Annotated in this window: 14 protein-coding genes; 12 read left to right on the top strand and 2 right to left on the bottom strand. The window is 69.4% G+C overall.

Annotated elements, in window-relative coordinates:
• Positions 1–5: 5 nt before the first annotated feature.
• The 5 genes from iolC (at position 6) to GPX89_RS27300 (ending at position 6,215) form a co-directional block, all read left to right on the top strand.
• Positions 6–944 (top strand): 5-dehydro-2-deoxygluconokinase, encoded by a 939-nt coding sequence (iolC, locus tag GPX89_RS27320; protein WP_328602360.1) that lies wholly within the window; start codon positions 6–8, stop codon positions 942–944.
• The gene (locus tag GPX89_RS27315) at positions 935–1,828 is read left to right on the top strand and encodes a Cgl0159 family (beta/alpha)8-fold protein (protein ID WP_328602359.1); all 894 of its coding nucleotides are present in this window, start codon (positions 935–937) and stop codon (positions 1,826–1,828) included. Before iolC ends, GPX89_RS27315 begins: the two co-directional genes overlap by 10 nt.
• Complete coding sequence (iolB, locus tag GPX89_RS27310) at positions 1,825–2,715, top strand: 5-deoxy-glucuronate isomerase (RefSeq protein WP_157390482.1); 891 nt, start codon at positions 1,825–1,827, stop codon at positions 2,713–2,715. The genes GPX89_RS27315 and iolB overlap by 4 nt, the downstream gene beginning before the upstream one ends.
• The gene (iolD, locus tag GPX89_RS27305; RefSeq protein WP_157390481.1) at positions 2,712–4,556 is read left to right on the top strand and encodes a 3D-(3,5/4)-trihydroxycyclohexane-1,2-dione acylhydrolase (decyclizing); all 1,845 of its coding nucleotides are present in this window, start codon (positions 2,712–2,714) and stop codon (positions 4,554–4,556) included. Before iolB ends, iolD begins: the two co-directional genes overlap by 4 nt.
• Positions 4,557–4,715: 159 nt before the next feature.
• Positions 4,716–6,215 (top strand): hypothetical protein, encoded by a 1,500-nt coding sequence (locus GPX89_RS27300; protein ID WP_157390480.1) that lies wholly within the window; start codon positions 4,716–4,718, stop codon positions 6,213–6,215.
• Between the two features lie 142 nt (positions 6,216–6,357).
• On the opposite strand, the gene GPX89_RS27295 is transcribed toward GPX89_RS27300, so the two are convergent.
• Entirely contained in the window at positions 6,358–7,293 is a 936-nt protein-coding gene (locus GPX89_RS27295; RefSeq protein ID WP_157390479.1) for a DUF6630 family protein, read from the bottom strand.
• Between the two features lie 41 nt (positions 7,294–7,334).
• Positions 7,335–7,775 (bottom strand): hypothetical protein, encoded by a 441-nt coding sequence (locus tag GPX89_RS27290; protein WP_235948058.1) that lies wholly within the window; start codon positions 7,773–7,775, stop codon positions 7,335–7,337.
• A gap of 197 nt (positions 7,776–7,972) precedes the next feature.
• Here GPX89_RS27290 and GPX89_RS27285 point away from each other — a divergent pair, with 197 nt between their 5' ends.
• The 7 genes from GPX89_RS27285 to GPX89_RS27255 all read left to right on the top strand — a co-directional run bounded on the left by GPX89_RS27285 (position 7,973) and on the right by GPX89_RS27255 (position 17,807).
• Positions 7,973–9,931 (top strand): MFS transporter, encoded by a 1,959-nt coding sequence (locus GPX89_RS27285; protein WP_157390478.1) that lies wholly within the window; start codon positions 7,973–7,975, stop codon positions 9,929–9,931.
• Positions 9,932–9,946: 15 nt separating this feature from the next.
• Positions 9,947–10,861, top strand: coding sequence for a winged helix-turn-helix transcriptional regulator (locus tag GPX89_RS27280; protein WP_328602358.1), 915 nt, complete (start codon positions 9,947–9,949; stop codon positions 10,859–10,861).
• 70 nt (positions 10,862–10,931) lie between these two features.
• The gene (locus GPX89_RS27275; RefSeq protein ID WP_157390477.1) at positions 10,932–12,392 is read left to right on the top strand and encodes a carotenoid oxygenase family protein; all 1,461 of its coding nucleotides are present in this window, start codon (positions 10,932–10,934) and stop codon (positions 12,390–12,392) included.
• A gap of 33 nt (positions 12,393–12,425) precedes the next feature.
• Entirely contained in the window at positions 12,426–13,562 is a 1,137-nt protein-coding gene (locus tag GPX89_RS27270; RefSeq protein ID WP_328602357.1) for an LLM class flavin-dependent oxidoreductase, read from the top strand.
• Positions 13,555–14,739: a thiolase family protein gene (locus GPX89_RS27265; RefSeq protein ID WP_157390476.1), complete on the top strand. Its 1,185-nt coding sequence runs from the start codon at positions 13,555–13,557 to the stop codon at positions 14,737–14,739. Before GPX89_RS27270 ends, GPX89_RS27265 begins: the two co-directional genes overlap by 8 nt.
• Before the next feature lie 53 nt (positions 14,740–14,792).
• On the top strand, positions 14,793–16,562 hold the full coding sequence (locus tag GPX89_RS27260) for a class I adenylate-forming enzyme family protein (RefSeq protein WP_157390475.1): 1,770 nt from the start codon (positions 14,793–14,795) through the stop codon (positions 16,560–16,562).
• A 33-nt stretch (positions 16,563–16,595) separates the two neighbouring features.
• Positions 16,596–17,807, top strand: a complete 1,212-nt coding sequence (locus GPX89_RS27255) for an acetyl-CoA acetyltransferase (RefSeq protein ID WP_328602382.1) — start codon at positions 16,596–16,598, stop codon at positions 17,805–17,807.
• Positions 17,808–17,949: the final 142 nt, after the last annotated feature.

Here is a 17,949-nt window from a genome sequence, read left to right as displayed (position 1 = left end):
GTGTGGTGACCGAGTTGGAAGTACTGACGGTCGGACGGGTCGGCGTCGACCTGTATCCCGAACAGAGTGGCGTACCGCTCGCCGAGGTGCGGACCTTCGCGAAATCCCTTGGCGGGACGGCCACCAATGTGGCGGTGGCGGCGGCGCGGCTGGGTCGCCGCGCCGCGGTGCTCACCAAGGTGGGGCCGGACGGGTTCGGCGATTTCGTACGGGACGCGCTGGAGGGGTTCGGTGTTTCGGCACGGTATGTGGGCACGGCGGCGAATCTGCAGACGCCCGTGGTGTTCTGCGAGCTCAATCCGCCCGCGGATCCGCCGCTGCTGTTCTACCGGCTGCCGATCGCGCCGGACCTCACGCTGACCGAGAACGAGATCCCCTGGGATGTCGTGGATTCCGTGCCGCTGCTGTGGGTGACCGGCACCGGGGTGAGTGCTGAGCCCGGCCGCAGCACCCAGCGGGCGATCCTGGAACGCCGTGCGCGGCGCGGCCACACCGTGCTGGATCTGGACTACCGGCCCATGTTCTGGCCCGATGTGGAGACCGCGCGCGCCGAGATCGGCTGGATGGTCGATCACGTGAATGTGGTGGTGGGCAACAGGACCGAGGTGCAGGTGGCCGTCGGCACGGCCGATCCTGACGAGGCCGCCGACCGCCTGCTGGCCCGCGGGGTCCGGCTGGCCGTGGTCAAACGCGGGGCCGAGGGCGTGCTCATCGCCACCGAGGCCGAACGCTGGACCGTGCCGCCCTGCCCGGTCGAGGTGGTGTGCGGACTTGGCGCGGGTGACGGCTTCGGCGGCGCGCTCGCGCACGGGCTGCTGTCCGGCTGGGATCCGCACCGTCTGGCCAGCTACGCCAATGCCGCCGGTGCGCTGGTGGCCTCCCGCCTGGCCTGCGCCGACGCCATGCCGACCGATGCCGAGATCGAGGAGATGCTGTGCAGTTGACCGACGCGCGCTGGTACGACCTGCTACACACCCGCGCCACCGACCCCGAGGCGGTCCGGCGGGCCTACGCCGACCGCCGCCGACGGCCGAATCTACTGTCGGACAAGGGAACCCTGTTCCTGGTCGCCGCCGACCACCCGGCGCGCGGGGCGCTGGGCGTCGGCGCGGACCGCACCGCCATGGCCGACCGCCGCACCCTGCTGGAACGCCTGCTCATCGCGCTGGCCAACCCCGCCGTCGACGGCGTGCTCGGCTCACCCGACATCGTCGAGGAACTGCTGCTGCTCGACGCGGTCCACGAGAAGATCGTCATCGGTTCCATGAACCGCGGCGGATTGGCCGGGGCCGATTGGGAGATCGACGACCGCTTCACCGGCTACGACGCCGAATCCCTGCTCAAATATCGCCTCGACGGCGGCAAAATGCTGCTGCGCCTGGTGGATTCGGACCCCGGCACCATCCCCACCCTGGAAGCCTGCGCCCGCGCGGTCTCCGAACTGGCCGAACACGGCCTGATGGCCATGGTCGAACCCCTCCCGTACGCCCGCGACGCCTCGGGCGCCCTGGCCATGCACAAGGACCCCGCCTCCCTGCAGCGCGCCATCACCGTGGCCTCCGGCCTGGGCGTCACCTCGGCCTATACCTGGCTGAAAATCCCCGCGCCCGACGATGTCTCGGTTCTCGACGCCACCACCCTGCCCGTCGTCGTCCTCGGCGGCGCGCCCTCGGGCGATCCGGAATCCGACCTGAAGTCCTGGGGTGCGGCCTTGCGTCACGACGTCGCCCGCGGCCTGGTCGTCGGCCGCAGCCTGCTCTACCCGCCCGACGGCGACGTCGCGGGCGCGGTCCAGGCGGCGGCCCAAGTCCTGGAGGCGGCGAGATGAAGGATTTGCATCGGCCCTACGGAACACTCGCCGACGCAGGCGATCCCGTGTTGTTGACGCCGGAGGACGCAGGGTGGTCGTACACCGGATTGCGGGTGCTGCGGCTGGCGGCGGGGGAGCGGCGGGTGGTGAGCACGGGGGAGTTCGAGGCGTTCGTACTGCCGCTGGCCGGGGCGTGCACGGTGCGGGTGGACGGGCTGGTATTCGAACTCGCGGGCAGGGACTCGGTTTTCACGCGGGTCACGGACTTCGCGTATGTGCCTAGGGACGCGGAGGTCGAGCTGTCCACGGTGGACGGGATCGAGGTCGCCTTGCCGATGGCGCGGTGCGTGAATCGCCTGACACCGAAATACGGTCCGGCCGAACAGGTTCCGGTCGAGGTGCGGGGCGCGGGGCGGGCGACGCGGCAGGTGACGAACTTCGGGACGCCGGGAGTGTGGGAGCACGCGGACAAGCTCAACGCGTGCGAACTCATTACGCCGGACGGGAATTGGTCGTCGTATCCGCCGCACAAGCATGACGAGGCGTCGGAGTGCGAGGTGGTCAACGAGGAGATCTACTACTTCCGCATCGCGGGACGGGACGGGATCACGCCGGGTCGTGAGGGGTTCGGCATGCATCGGACCTACACCGCGGACGGGTCACTCGAGGAGAATGTCGCGGTTCGCGACGGGGACGTGTTCCTCGTGCCGCACGGCTACCACGGTCCGTGCATCGCCGCGCCCGGCTACCCCATGTACTACCTGAACGTTTTGGCCGGTCCCGCGCCGGAGCGGTCCATGGCCTTCTGCGACGACCCCGCGCACGCCTGGGTGCGGGACGCGTGGGCGCGGGAGGCGTCGGATCCGCGGTGCCCGGTCACCTCCCATGAAGGACGGCTCGGATGAAGCTCACGACGGCGCAGGCGCTGGTGGCCTGGTTGACGGCCCAGCGGTCGGCCACCCTCGACGGTGATGAAGTGCCCTTGTTCCCCGCGGTTTTCGGGATCTTCGGGCACGGCAATGTGCTCGGGCTGGGCACCGCACTGGCCGAGCGGCGCGACGAGCTGCCGGTATGGCGCGGGCACACCGAGGAGGGCATGGCGCTGGCCGCGGTCGGATTGGCCAAGGCCACCCAGCGGCGGCAGGTCGGCATCGCCACCTCGTCGATCGGGCCGGGCGCGTTGAACATGGTGACGGCCGCCGGTGTGGCGCACGCGAATCGGCTGCCGTTGCTGTTGCTGCCCGGGGACACCTTCGTCAGCCGCGCGCCCGATCCGGTGCTGCAGCAGGTCGAGCACTTCGGGGATCCGACGGTCACCGTGAACGACGCGTTCCGGGCGGTGAGCCGGTATTTCGACCGCATCACCCGGCCCGAGCAGCTGATCGCGACCCTGCCGCAGGTGGCGCGGGTGCTGACCGATCCGGCCGAGGCCGGTCCGGTGGTGCTGGCGCTGCCGCAGGACGTGCAGGCCGAGACCTATGACTTCCCCGACGCCCTGTTCGAGCCGGTGGTGCACCATGTTCCGCGCCCGCGGCCCGATCGGCGCTCGCTCGCCGCGGCCGCCGAGGTATTGCGCGAGGCGCGGCGGCCGTTGCTGGTCCTGGGCGGGGGAGTCCGGTATTCCGGGGCGGGCGAGCGGGCGCTGGAATTCGCGCTGCGGCACGGCATCCCCGTCACCGAGACGACCGCCGGGCGCACCCTGGTCCCGCACGACCACACGCTCTACGCCGGCCCGCTCGGTGTCACCGGCGCGGCGTCGGCGAACACGCTGGCCGCCGCGGCCGATGTGGTGCTGGCCGTCGGCACCCGCCTGCAGGATTTCACCACCGCGTCCTGGACGGTCTTCGCCCCGGAAGTCCGTATGGTCCATATCAATACCGCCCGCTTCGACGCGGTCAAGCACGGCGCGCTCGCGCTGGTGGGCGACGCCGACGCGACCCTGCACGATCTGGGACCCGAATTGCGGGACTGGCGCGTCGATTCGGACTGGACGGCACGCGCGGCTCAGGTGCGCGCCGAGTGGGACGCCCACATCGACAAACTCCGTGCCCCCGCCCCCGGTCTGCCCAGCTACGCCCAGATCGTCGGCGTCGTCAATGAGCTCAGCGGCTCCTCGGACTATGTCATGACCGCCTCCGGCGGCCTGCCCGGCGAGCTCGTGGGCGGCTGGCGTGCCGCGGGCGGCCAGCCCACCATGGACGTCGAATACGGGTTCTCCTGCATGGGATACGAACTCGCGGGCGCGTGGGGCGCGGCCATGGCGCACCCGGAGGGCCTGGTCACCACCCTGCTCGGGGACGGCTCCTACCTGATGTTGAACTCCGAGCTGTTCTCCGCCGCCTTCGCGGGCCATCCGCTGGTGGCGGTCGTCTGCGACAACGATGGCTACGCCGTCATCGCCCGTCTCCAGGAGGGGCAGGGCGCACAGCCGTTCAACAACTTCTACGCCGACTGCCGCACCAACCACGCCGAACCGCCCCGGGTCGACTTCGCCGCCCACGCGCGCGCACTGGGCTGCTCGGTGTTCACCGCGAGCGAACTCGGCGAGTTCGGCGACGCCTACGCCCGGGCGCGTACCGCCGCCACCGTGGAACATCGGCCCGCGGTCGTGGTGGTCCGCACCCGCCCGTCGGCCTGGACCGAGGCCGGAGCCTGGTGGGAAGTGGGTGTGCCGCAATATCTCTCGGGACGGGCCGAATACGACCGGAGCAAACCGGGCCAGGTGCGCTACACCCACCGAAGCTGATCGCTCCTTGGTTGCGCGGACGATCGTCGATCCGGGCAAACCGCCACTTGGGTGACCCGCGCACCCGAAGTGTGGCAGACTCGGCGCAAACACAGCATGGCCTTCGTGATCAGCTGTGTTTTGCTTCGGAGACACAGCTACGGGAGTTTGAAGGTCGCAATGGATCTCAGCGCCATCGAGCGTCAGGTGGCAGCGGATCGCGGGTCCGCGCGGGACCGGACGCCCGAAACCGAGCTGGCCCTGGCGACCTCGCTGTGCGAGCTGGCCCGCGCCCTCATGGCCACCAAAACCGACCCGGCCCAGCGGGATCGCTCGCCCTCGGCGCTGGAGCCCGCGCAGGAGGCGGTGCTCATCCGGCTGCGCTGGCTCACCGCCGGGCATGTCACCGCGCCGTTCGCCGCCGAGGTGACCGAGGCGCTGCGGCTGTTCGAGCAGGCCGCCCGCCTGATCGGGCACCGCGAGCTGGCCACCTCCACCATTCGCAACGCCTGCCAGGCGTATCGGCATGTGGCGCAGAACTATCCGCTGGCCGCCGGCGCGTCGGCCGACGCGCTGTCCAAGTGCAGCGTGTGGCTGTGCCGGCTGGACCCTAAGTCGGCGGTGTCCGCGGGTGAGGACGCGGTGCGCATTCGCGCCGGGCTCTTCGCCGCCGACCCCGACCAGGCCAACCGCTACCTGGCCTCGCTGAACACGCTGTTGCGCACGCTCATGGTGGGCCGCCAGCGCAAACAGGCGCTGGCCATGTACCGCGAATGCTATGCGGGCGTCACCTCCCCGGCCATGACGCAGCGGCTGCGGGAAATCCGGGTCGAGGACATCGGATTCACCAGTAAGACCGTCACCGCCCTGCGCAAGCTGGAATGCGCGACCCTCGAGCGCGCGGGCTACCTGACCCAGCAGCAGATCCTCTACCAGACGGCCGGTGACCTGGCCACCATCGAGGAGATCAACTGGCAGCTGGCGCTGGTCGGGCTCAAGCCGATCGCCGCGGGCGCGCTGCCGGACCAGCCCTCCAAGCCGGTGGAGATCAACACCTCCTTCGGCGCGCTGGCGGTCCGCTGCTCCTCACGCAATGCGGTGACGCTGATCCGCGCCGCCATCCTGGCCGCCTACACCGCCGACGGCGCGCAGCCGGTGCCCAGCTCCGCCTATCTCGGCGTCGATGAAAAGCATTGGAGCACACCCGAACCCGAGGCCAATCGCGCCGAGCGACTGGGCGAGGACGTGGTGCTGATCGAGAAGGTCTCCGAGCACTGGGTGTCGGTGAAGAGCCTGAACTGGGAGGTGGCCCCCGTCGGCCGCCACCCGCTCGCGCTGCGGCTGTCGCAGGAGTGGCCGGTGGTCAGCGTCACCACCACCGAGAACATGTCCTACGAGCTGTGCTGGTACGAGTCCGGCGTCGCCACCCAGTACGCCGCCCTCGGCCTGCCCGCTGCCCAGACCCCGCTCGAGAAGCCGCTGGCCCCACTGGATTTCAAGGCCCTGTCCGACTACGGCGCAGACTACGCCTCCGAAACCCAGGTCCGCTCGGCCTTCGGCAACACCACCATGTTCACCAAACTCACCTGTCTGCCCGGCAGCGGCATCCGCCAGGCCGCCGAGGCGGGTCCGCTCGCCTCCCACGGCGCCAACATCCTGTATTTCCGTGCGGGCGAATAGATTCCGTCGGGCGGAAGGCGGGGCAGAGGTGCCTCCCCGCCGAGGGCCTACAGGTCCTGAATGGGCCTGGTCGTGCACTGGAAGGGCGAAATGGCCCGAAAACCGCCCCCGGGCGACCGAGACTGCACGCTGAGGCCCATTCCTACGAGGAGGGCTGCTCGGCGTAGGGGAGGGTTTCGACTCGCTTGCCGATCTCGGCGGTGAAGGCGCGGAGCCGGGGCAGGTGGTCGGTGGGGAGGAAGGTCAGGGCGTAGTCGTCGCCGTCGGTCTGGAGGGAGACCAGGACCGAGCCGGTGGGATCGGCGTGGGCGGCGGCCTCGCGCAGGAAGGATGCGCTCCGGTCGTCGGCAGGCCAGTCCGCGGTGTCGGCGGCGAAGTTCGGGTACCAATCCCAGGACATGTCCGCGGGATGCGAGGGTAAGTGCCGTAATCCATCCCGCATCTCGTCGACCGGCTGCCCACGATCGAACTGGCTGATCACCCCGAGCCCGCCGAAGAAGGATTCGCCCAGCGCGGCGAGCAGCCCGCGCCAGGATTCGGTGCGGTGCGCGTGCACCGGACCCTCCAGACTGGCGCGGACGGTCGCGACGGGCCAAGGGTGATGGGGTACGAGCAGATTCGCGATGGACAGCAGCGCCCGCAGCTCACCGGCGGCGGGCTCGGAGAGCTGCGGGCGCAGCTCGTCGAGGAACACCTCGCCCGGACCGTCGACCCAGCCGCTGGGGTACAGATCGCCGGGGGAGGGCACCGCCAGCACCTCACGGAGCACTTCGATTGCCGCGAGGGTGATCTCGCGGCAATCGTCGGCATTCGGTGCGGCGGCCCCGTGGCCTCCGATTCCGTAGTACCAGAGCGGATGCTCCGAATCCGGTGCGCTCCAACCGTTGTCGGACAGTCGCCGCCGCTGCCCCTCGCCGAGGTCGTCGGACACTTCGGCGTGAACGCCGTCCGCGTGCTTGAAGAACTGCATGAAGTTCTTGTCGCCGTCGATATCCAGGATCACGACGGTCTCGTCGGGGCTGTAGATCAGCAGTGCCGCCAGCCCCGACGCGAATCTGTACCAGTCCTGATCACTCATCAATGTCCGATCACCAGCAACTCAGTTGTCGGACAACATAATTACAGTGCTTGTCGCCCGCGGGCCAACAGGCCCGCGATGGCGATCGCGAGCGCGGACGATATTTCGAAAATCGCCGCGAACCACGAGAACCCGGTGACCCGCGCCGAGGCGGGCGCGTTGATGAAGCTGTCGCTGAACGTGCCGAACCATTTCGGCATCAGGTGCACCAGGGTGAAGCCGACCGCGCTGCCGAAGCCGACGAAGACGGCGGCCCGGGTCGCCCAGCGATGGTGGGTGAACACCAGCACGATGGTCGCGATCGCCAGGAGCTGCTGCGTCGTGCCCAGCGCCATGACGCCCGCGCCGAGCGTGCCCATGCCCCGCCTGAGGTGGTCCGCACCGTGAACGACCAGGGCGATGACGAACACGACGGTGGTCCAGCGGAGGGCGGGAGTGATGGAAACGGGATGCGGATCCTGCCGCGTGAGTGAGTCGATCATGAGTTGCCCCCAGAACTTCTCGATACTACGACTCAGTGTAGTAGTCAAAACTCGACGCGCGTCCGGCCGATTCTGATTTCGGTAACAGTGATTCAAGTCACTGGACACCGCTACCCTGTGATCACCCGGTTGTTCGTGCTGCGTCGCGACGGGTATCGAGGCGCACGAAACGCCGTGGAGAGAAAGGCGTCTCGAACATGAGTAGCACTCCTACCGCGGCTCGCCCGGCCGCGGAAATTCCCCCGCCCACCATGGTCACCGGTCTGTGGCAGCGGAAATTGCCGCACTATCCGGATACGCCGAGGCGGGCCTGGTACCTGTTCGTCGTGGTGATCACCTCGATCTCGCTGTACTACCAGCAGATCGTGGCGGGCGCGGTGGGCAATCAGCTCATCGCCTACTTCCACCTGACCTTCCGATACTTCATCGGCATCTTCATCGTGGGCGCGGCCTTCGGTGCGGTGGCCTCGGTGGTGACCGGCCTGCTGGACCGGTGGGGGCGGGCCAATATCGTCGCCTACGGTATGGCGATCTGTTCGCTGCTCACCCTTTTCGCGGTGCCCGCCTGCACCACGAAGGAGGCGTACCTGGTCACCTACAGCCTGGTGAGCATCGTGGAGGGCGCGGTGCTGGTGGCGACCCCGGCACTCGTGCGCGACTTCTCGCCGCAGCTCGACCGCGCCTCGGCGATGGGATTCTGGACCCTCGGCCCGGTGCTGGGCGCGCTCGTCACCACCGAGGTGGCCAACCACACCCTCGACGCCCACCCCGATTGGCAGTACGCCTACCGGTTCTGCGGCGTCATCAGTGTCGTGATCGCGGTGCTGGCCATGGTGGCGCTGCGCGAGCTGAGTCCCGCACTGCGCGACCAGATCATGGTGTCGCTGCGGGACCGCGCGCTCATCGAGGCACGGGCCCGCGGACTGGACGTGAACCAGCTGGAACGCAATCAGTGGCGGCAGATGATGCACTTCGAGGTCGTCGGATCGGCCTTCGCGATCTCGGTGTTCCTGATGTTCTTCTATACCGTCATCTCGTTCCTCGCGGTCTACATGGCGACCAATTTCGGCTTCAGCTCGGCGCAGGCCAACGGGCTCGGCAACTGGTACTGGCTGGCGAGCGCCATCGCCCTGGTGGCCACCGGGTTCGTCTCGGACCGGTTGAAGGTCCGCAAGCCGTTCATGATCTTCGGCGCGGTGGTCAGCATCGTGGGCGTCTACACCTTCCTCGGTTACACCGACAAGCCCGGCACCGACTACTACACGTTCGCGGCGGTGCTGAGCCTGATCGCCCTGGGCAGCGGCATCGTCTACTCCACCTGGATGGCGGGTTTCACCGAGACGGTGGAGAAGCGCAATCCCGCGGCCACGGCCGTCGGGCTGGCGGTGTGGGGCGGCCTGCTGCGCACGATCGTCACCCTGGTCCTGTTCGGCCTGCTGGTGGTGGTGACCGCGGCGGGCACGCTGGTGAACTACGGTCCACGGCTGCAGACGATTTCGACCAAGTACCGCGATGAGATCGCGACCATCCAGAAGGTCGGCGAGGACACGCTGACCGCGCTGGGCAAGAATCCGAACGATCAAGCGGCGCAGGTGAACGCGCTGGTCAAGTTGACCGGCGATTCGGCCTCGGATGTGCAGACCGTGCTGTCGGTGAACGCGAAGTATCCCGACGAACTGGCCACCCTGCAGGCGATCGACGCGCAGGTGCTGGTCAAACTGCTGACGAACCCGAACGATCAGCAGAGCGCCGCGGTGGCGGTCGGTCAGGTCGCGAAGAAGTTCAATATCCCGCCGGACCAGGCCGTCGCCCGGATCACCGCCGCGGAGAAGGTGCCCGTCGACCAGCTGGCCGTGGTCTCCCAGGTCGGCCCGCAACTCGCGACCGCCAGCGCGCAGCTCAAGGCCGTGAGCGCGATCCCGGCCGACGATCTGGCGTATCTGTCCGCGCACGGCAAGGAAGTCCAGCAGGCGCAGGCGGATTCGGCGAAACAGTGGAAGCGCTGGTGGTGGATCTGCCTGATCGCACAGGTGGTGTTCCTGCCGTTCGTGTTCCTCATGTCCGGGCACTGGAGCCCGAAGAAGGCCGCGGAGGAGGCGGCCGAGCACGATGCCGCCGTGCAGCGTGAGCTGGAGCAGCTGTCACACACCGAATAAAGTACAGTTATCGAAGTGACGAACTCGGTGGCCGCGACCTTCGATCTGCTCGGTGATCGACTGACGCTGACGATCCTGCGGCACGCCTTCGTCGACCACGCGCGCCGGTTCACCCAGTGGGCCGATCGCACCGCCGCGCCGCCCGCCGTGCTCACCGCCCGGCTGGCGGCGCTCGTCGATGCCGGGGTGCTCGAGCGGGTCCCGCGGCCCGGTTCGGTGGACCGGTACGAATATCGGCTCACCGAGCTGGGATTGGCGACCTGGGAGATCCTGGTCTGCGTGTGGTCCTGGCAGCGGGAGTGGACCCCGGAGTGGGCGCTGCTGCCGGAGTTCACGCATTCCGAGTGCGGGCATCGCGGGCCGCCGGTGGTCATGTGCCGTGCGTGCGGGCGCGATGTCACCACCCACGACACCGAGGTCGAGCTGGACCGGGAAGCGCTGTGGCACATCACCTCCGGCCGTCGGCGTTCGGCTCGCGCGGCCGGACCCGCGCGCGACGGGGCGCGCTTCGACGAGATCATGGAGGCCATCGGGGATCGCTGGAGCGCCTCGATCACCGGGCTGGCGCTGGCCGGGGTGCGGCGGTTCTCGGATTTCCGTGCGGCGCTGAACATGTCGCCGACCACGCTGACCGAGCGCTTGTCGAGGCTGGTCGACGCGGGGATCCTGACCCGGCCCGCGGCGGGCGGGCGCGACTATCGGCTGACGCCGCGCGGGCGAGCATTGTTCGGGGTCTTCGCCTTTCTGCTGGCGTGGGCCGATCGCGCTCATCCGGAGACGCCGGAACCCGGATTGCTGATCCGGCACAAGGAATGCGGTGCGGTGCTGGTCCCCGCGCTGCGCTGCCGTGGGTGCGAGGCGGTGCTGGGCCGCCGCGACGTCCGCTTCGAGCCCTTGGTCGTTCGCCCCGCTATTGACAGCCTCGGCTGAGACGCGTATCACTTCATTAACTGTAGTGAACTGAGCCGGGCAGAGCCTGCCCGGTCGCTGGAGGCTTCTCATGCCGCTCAACGAAGAACTCATCGCGCCCGCCGCCGAGGCGCTCGCCAATCCGTATCTGGAAGGTCCCTACGCGCCCTGCGCCGAGGAGACCACCGCCACGAATCTGACCGTGCTGCACGGGGAATTGCCCGCCGACCTCGACGGGGTGTACGTGCGCAACGGGCCCAATCCGCAGTTCGCGCCGATCGGCCGCTACCACTGGTTCGACGGGGACGGCATGCTGCACGCGGTCCACTTCGAGGACGGCCGGGCGACCTATCGCAACCGGTTCATCCGCACCGCCGAATACGACGCCGAGCACGCGGCGGGAACGGCGTTGTGGCGCGGGGTGATCGAGCCGTGGGACGCCAATCCGCCCGGCGACCGCCGCGAGCGCAATTCGGCCAATACCGATCTGGTCTACCACCACGGCAACCTGCTGGCCCTGTGGTACCGGGCGGGCAAGCCGTACGCGCTGGACCCGATCAGCCTCGAGACGCGCGGGGTCGACACTTTCAACGGCTCACTGCGCGGCGAGGTTTCGGCGCACGCCAAGGTCGACGAGCGCACCGAGGAACTGCTGTTCTTCGACTACGGCATCCACTCGCCGTACTTGCGTTACGGCGTCGCCGATCCGGACGGGACGGTCCGGCATTTCACCGGGCTCGAGCTGCCCGGACCGCGGCTGCCGCACGACATGGCCATTACCGAGAACTACTCGATCCTCATGGATCTGCCGCTCTACAACGACCCGCGCGCGGCCGCCGCCGGCCGCTTCAAGATCTTCTTCGATCGCACCCTGCCCAGCCGCTTCGCCGTGCTGCCGCGTTACGGCGAAGGGACACAGGCGCAATGGTTCGAGGCCGAGTCCGGCTACATCTACCACACGGTCAACTCGTGGGAGGAGGGCGAGGAGATCGTCCTGGTGGTCTGCCGCGTCTCCGAGCCAAGCCCCGTCTCCGACCGCGCCCACCCCCTCGCCCAGCTGCTGGCGTATCTGCGCCCCGAGGCGAAACTGCACAAATACCGCTTCAACCTCCGCACCGGTATCACCGTCGAGGAGGCCATGGACGACGTGAACACCGAATTCCCGGCCGTCGACCAGGGCAGCACCGGCCACGGCGGCCGCTACTCGTATCAGATGCGCCTGTCGGTCGACCGCACCATGATCTTCGACGCCGTCATCAAATACGACATCATCACCGGCGCAAAGCAAACCGTCCCCTTCGGCGACGGCATCTACGGCAGCGAACTGACCGTGGTGCCCCGCCCCGGCGGCACCGCCGAGGACGACGCCTGGCTCACCATGTTCGCCCACAACAACCACACCGGCCTCGGTGAGGTCTGGATCTACGACGCCGCCGACCTCACCGCCGGCCCGATCTGCCGCCTCGGCCTGCCCGTTCGCGTCCCGCTCGGGTTCCACGCCACCTGGGTCAGCGGCGACCGCATGCGCGCAGCCGCCCGCCCCATCTCGTGATATCGGCCCCGTCTCGTGAAATAGGTTGTCTGCGTGACCGTTCCATATTTGAGCGTCAGTCTTCCCTATTGGCAGAACCGTGAACCCCTCGATGCCCTCCATGTCGCGGCGGCCGCCGACAAACTCGGCTACCACCGACTATGGATCGGCGAAATGGCCACCTTCGACGCCTTCGCCCTCGCCACCGCCATCGGCCGATCCCCGGGCGCCATCCCACTCTGCCTGGGCCCCTTGCCGATCGGCGTCCGCACCCCCGCCACCATCGCCCTGGGCGCGGCCACCGTCGCGGCCCTCACCGGCCGCCCGGTCGACGTGGCCCTCGGCACCTCCAGCACGGTCGTCGTCCGCGACTGGCACGGCCGCCGAAGGCACCGCACCGCAAGACATCTGGACGAAGCCACCCGCATCGTCCGCGCCCTGCTGGCGGGTGAGAAGGTCGAATACGACGGCCTGATCGAACGCGTTCGCGGCTTCCGCCTCCGCCTGCCCGCTCTCCGCTCGACCCTCGCTCGCGAGGTGCTCGGCCCCGCCGCCGCGATCCGCGGCTGGCCCAGCGTCGGATCCACTACCGGCCGAACGGATTCGGACCGCATCGGTTCGGATGGTGTGCGGGGAAGACCCGAGGCCGGACGCGTTGGCGGTGAGATCGTGGTGGCGGCGTTCGGGCAGCGCGCGCTCGAGGTGGCGGCCCGCTGTGCGGATCGGGTGGTCCTGAACCTGGTCACGCCCGCCCAGACCGCCCGATGCGTCTCGGCGGTACGGGAATTCGCGGCCCGCGCCGGTCGGCCCGCGCCGCCGGTCTCGGTGTGGGTCACCGCCGCGGTCGATCCCGACGCCGACATGTTCACGACCGTCCGCCAAGGCATCGTCGGCTACCTGAGCGCACCCGGCTACGAGGCCATGTTCACCGAGGCCGGGTTCGGTGACATCGTCTCCCTCGCGCGCGGCGGTGCCCATCCGCGCGAGGTGCTGGCGGCCATACCTGACGAATTGCCCGCCGCCGTCGGCATATTCGGTGACGCGGCGACGCTGTCGGCCCGGCTCGCCGAATACCGCGATGCGGGTGTGGACGAGGTGGTCATCGTGCCGGTGACCACGGCCGACGATCCGTCCGGTCAACGCACTCTGGAAGCCCTGGCCGAGATCCGAGCGGGGCGTGCGGATGAGTGAGGCGTTCGTCTATGACGCGGTGCGATCGCCACGGGGGCGGGTGCGCAAGGGTGGCGGCACCTTGGCCGAGGTGCCGCCGTACGAGCTGTTCGGGCAGTTGCTGAATGGGCTGGAGGTGCGGGGTTGCCCGCCCGCGGCGGTGGATGACCTGATCGTGGGGGTGAGCACCCCGGTCGGGGAGCAGGGCGGGGATGTGGGGCGGGCCGCGCTGTTGTGGGCGGGGTGGCCGGATTCGGTTCCTGGGGCGGTGGTTTCGCGGCTGTGTTGTTCCGGGCTCGACGCGGTGGAGGCTGGGGCGGCGCGGGTGGCGGCGGGGTTCGCGGATCTGGTGGTCGCGGGTGGGGTGGAGTCGATGTCGCGGGTGCCGATGCTGGCGGATCGGCCGGGGATCGCGGTGGATGCGGGTCTGGGGGAGCGGACCGGGTTCGTGACCATCGGGGTTTCGGCGGATGTGACGGCGGCGGAGTACGGGATCACGCGGGCGGAGTTGGACGCGTTCGCGGTGCGGTCGCATCGGAAGGCCAGCGCCGCAGTGGGTTCGGGGTCGGTGGTTCCGGTACACAAGGGCGGGAGCGTGGTGCTGGCCGCCGACGAAGGGGCGCGGGCGGATGCCTGTGTGTCGGCGTTCGCGGGGCTGCCCACGCTGTTCGGTGCGGACCCCTCGTGGGAGCGGGTGGCGCGGCGGCTGCCGGGGTCGGCGTTTCCGGTCGGCGGGCTGCACACGATCGCCACCGCGCCACAATTGGCGGATGGGGCATCGGCTCTGCTGCTGGGCAATCGGCGCGCCGAGCACCTGCTGGGGCGAGCGCCGGTGGCGCGGATCGTGGGCACGGCTCAGACGGCGGTGCGGTCGCCGTTGCTGACCGCGCCCGTCAGCGCGGCCCGGGTCGCCTTGCAGCGGGCGGGGATCTCGGCCCGGGATCTGGATGTGGTCGAGGTGAACGAATCCTTCGCCGTCACACCGTTGGCGCTCATGCGTGAACTCGGACTCGACGAGGCACGGGTGAACCCGTCCGGCGGGGCAGTGGCGGTCGGGCATCCGCTGGGCGCGACCGGCGGGATCCTGCTCACCCAGGCCCTGGACGAATTGCGGCGGCGCGACGGCGAACACGCGCTGGTCGCGATACCGGCCGCGCTCGGGCTGGGCTCGGCGATGGTGGTGCGCCGCATGTCGTGAAATCGCCACCGCCCGAAGAAAACTCCCGGACCCACCCATCATCAGGGGACCCCATGGTCGAAAACTCCGTCTCCACAGCCACTTCCGCGCCGGGCGTCCTCCGGTGCCACCCCGAGGAAACCGCGCGCGACTACCTCGAACGCGGATGGTGGCAGGCCGAGACGATCCCGGAGGTCTTCGCGCACCGCGTCGCCGAAGCCCCGGACGCCCCGGCCGTCACCGACCCGTCCAACCTCGCCGACCTGACCGGTGCGCAACCGCGCACCCTGACCTGGCGCGAACTCGACGACCACGTCACCGACATCGCGGCCGTCCTGCTGGCCAACGGTATTCGCCAGGGCTCCACGGTGGCCGTCCAGCTGCCGAACTCGGTCGCGCTGACCGCCGTCTACCTGGCGCTGTGGCGGCTCGGGGCGGTGGCGACCCCGATGCCGGTCTCGTTCCGGGGGCACGAGCTGTCCGGAATCGTCGCGGCGACCGACGCGGAGGCGATCATTACCGTTGGGCGGCTGGGAGATCGGGACCTGGCAGCCGAAGCCCTGACCGTGGCCGGAGGCAAGCGCCTCGTCTTTGCTTTCGGGCCACAGCGTCCGGACTCGGTTGCCGACACCGGTGATGGCGTGGCGATGTCGGACGGTCCGAGCGGGTCGAGGGCTGCCATCGGCGACGAGGTCGACGCCGAGGCGCGGGAGCGGGTGCGGGCGTATGCATCCGAGCTCACCGTCACGGTGAACGATCGCGTCACTATCTGCTGGACCAGCGGCACCGAGGCCGGGCCCAAGGGTGTGCCGCGCTGCCATGGGGATTGGCTGGCCGTGGCGGGCGGGGTACAGGACGGGCTCGCGGTCTCGCCGGAGTCGGTGGTGCTCAATCCGTTTCCGATGGTGAACATGGCCGGGTTCGCGGGGTCGTTCCTGCCGTGGCTGCTGGCGGGTGGGCATCTGGTGCAGCATCAGCCGCTGGACCTGCCGGTGTTCTTCGGGCAGATCGCCGAACACCGGGTCACCCACACCGCCATGCCGCCCGCCCTGTTGACCATGCTGGTACGCAATGAGGCTCTGCGCGCGCAGGCGGATCTGTCGTCGCTGCGCACGGTCGGGTCGGGCGGCGCGCCGCTGTCGCCGCCGGTGGTGCGGCAATGGCAGCAGGAGCTGGGTATTCAGGTGATCAACTTCTTCGGCTCCAACGAAGGCGTGAGCCTGCTCGGCGCACCCGCCGACATCCCGGATCCGATGCTGCGGGCCCAGCATCTGCCGTACTACGCGGCGGCCGGGACGCGCTGGTCCACCCGGCTGGCCGCGCGGACCGCGGTGAAACTGGTCGACGTCACCACCGGCGAGACGGTGACCGAGGTCGGCGGTCGCGGGGAGCTGCGGCTGCGCGGCCCGGCCGTGTTCGGCGGATACCTGCCGGGGACCGCGAGCACCGAGCCCTTCGACGAGGAGGGATACCTGTGCAGCGGAGACATTTTCGAGCTGAGCGAGGACGGACGCTATCTGCGGTTCGTGGACCGGGTGAAGGAGATCATCATCCGCGGCGGGATGAACATCGCGCCCGCCGAGATCGAGGGCCTGCTCAGCGACCATCCGGGCGTCGCGGACGTGGCGGTGGTCGGCTACCCGGACCCCGTCCTCGGCGAGAAGTGCTGCGCCGTCGTGGTTCCCGCGCCCGGTGCGAGCGTCACCCTCGCCGATCTCGTCGCGCACCTGAGATCACGCGAGGTCGCCTCCTTCAAACTGCCCGAGCGCCTGGAGATCACCGACGCGCTCCCGCGCAATCCGGTCGGCAAGATACTGCGCCGCGAACTGCGCGACAAACTCTGACCCCTTCATCGATGGCAGGAGGACCCTGTGTCCGTGCATATTCTCGGCGGCGCTCAAACCGATTTCGCCGTCAACTGGCATCGCGCCGGTCTGGGATTCGACGCACTCGTTCGCGAGGTGCTCGAGGCCGCGTTGACCGACGCGCGGCTCGACGCCACCTCGATCGAGGTCGTTCACGTCGGCAATGCCTTCGGCCAATTGTTCACCGGCCAAGGCCATCTCGGCGGCATGCCCGCCACCGTGCACCCGGATCTGTGGGGTGTCCCGGCCTCCCGCCACGAGGCCGCCTGCGCCTCCGGCAGCATGGCCGCGCTGGCCGCCATGGCCGACCTCGAATCCGGGCGCTACGACTGCGCGCTGGTACTCGGCGCCGAACTGGAGAAGACCGTGCCCGGCGGGCAGGCGGCTGCCTACATGGGTGCGGCGGCCTGGGCCGGTCACGAGGCCCGGGACACCGACCTGGTCTGGCCGACCCAATTCGCCGCCATCGCCGAGGAATACGACCGCCGCTACGGCCTGGACCCCGCTCACCTGCGTGCGATCAGCGAACTCAATATCGCCAACGCACGGCGGAATCCCGCTGCGCAAACCCGTGATTGGACATACGCCGAAGCCAGCTTCACCGCCGACGACACCGCCAATCCGCCGGTCACCGGGATGCTGCGCCGCCAGGACTGCAGCCAGATGACCGACGGCGCGGCCGCCGTCATCCTGGTCTCGGACCGATTCCTCCTGCAGCACAGCGATATCCGGCCCGTCGCCGTCATCTCCGGCTGGGGACACCGCACCGTCGGTCTCCCGCTGGCCGAGAAGTTCCGCGTCTCGGCCTCGGAACCCTACGTCTTCCCCCACGTCCGCACCGCGGTCCTCGATGCCCTGTCCCGGGCAGGTCTGGCCGATATCCACCAGCTCGACGGCATCGAGGTGCACGACTGCTTCTCCGTGTCCGAGTACGTCGCCATCGACCACCTCGGCCTCACCACCCCCGGCGAAAGCTGGAAGGCGGTGGAGTCCGGCGCCATCGCCCGCGACGGCAGCCTCCCGATCAACCCGGGCGGCGGCCTCATCGGCATCGGCCACCCGGTCGGCGCGACCGGCGTGCGCATGCTGCTCGACGCCTACAAGCAGGTCACCGGGCAGGCGGGGGACTTCCAACTCCCCGACGTCCACCGCTACGGCACGGTCAATATCGGCGGCAGCACAACGACGGTCGCCAGCTTCGTCGTGGCGAGTGTCACCGGCTGACCAGGTCCGGAACTGCCGGTCTTACCGCAGGTCGCGGCATACGGGCATCGGCCGGGTGGTGCAATGAACTGTGGCGGCGCGGGAGTCGTGATGGCGCGTCCTCACCCGGACCGCGCCGCCGAGTGCCGAGCCGGCCGACGCC

Origin of the sequence: Nocardia terrae (assembly GCF_009760405.1) — a bacterium.
GTDB lineage: Bacteria > Actinomycetota > Actinomycetes > Mycobacteriales > Mycobacteriaceae > Nocardia > Nocardia terrae.
Note: the sequence above shows the minus strand (reverse complement) of the source record. Positions and strands in the feature narration are given on the sequence as shown.

Excerpts from the sequence above, each read along its gene's own strand:
- GPX89_RS27285 (WP_157390478.1), top strand. The coding sequence starts at position 7,973 with ATGAGTAGCACTCCTACCGCGGCTCGCCCGGCCGCGGAAATTCCCCCG.
- GPX89_RS27260 (WP_157390475.1), top strand. The coding sequence starts at position 14,793 with ATGGTCGAAAACTCCGTCTCCACAGCCACTTCCGCGCCGGGCGTCCTC.
- iolD (WP_157390481.1), top strand. The coding sequence starts at position 2,712 with ATGAAGCTCACGACGGCGCAGGCGCTGGTGGCCTGGTTGACGGCCCAG.
- GPX89_RS27290 (WP_235948058.1), bottom strand. The coding sequence starts at position 7,775 with ATGATCGACTCACTCACGCGGCAGGATCCGCATCCCGTTTCCATCACT.
- GPX89_RS27300 (WP_157390480.1), top strand. The coding sequence starts at position 4,716 with ATGGATCTCAGCGCCATCGAGCGTCAGGTGGCAGCGGATCGCGGGTCC.
- iolB (WP_157390482.1), top strand. The coding sequence starts at position 1,825 with ATGAAGGATTTGCATCGGCCCTACGGAACACTCGCCGACGCAGGCGAT.
- GPX89_RS27265 (WP_157390476.1), top strand. The coding sequence starts at position 13,555 with ATGAGTGAGGCGTTCGTCTATGACGCGGTGCGATCGCCACGGGGGCGG.
- GPX89_RS27275 (WP_157390477.1), top strand. The coding sequence starts at position 10,932 with ATGCCGCTCAACGAAGAACTCATCGCGCCCGCCGCCGAGGCGCTCGCC.
- GPX89_RS27295 (WP_157390479.1), bottom strand. The coding sequence starts at position 7,293 with ATGAGTGATCAGGACTGGTACAGATTCGCGTCGGGGCTGGCGGCACTG.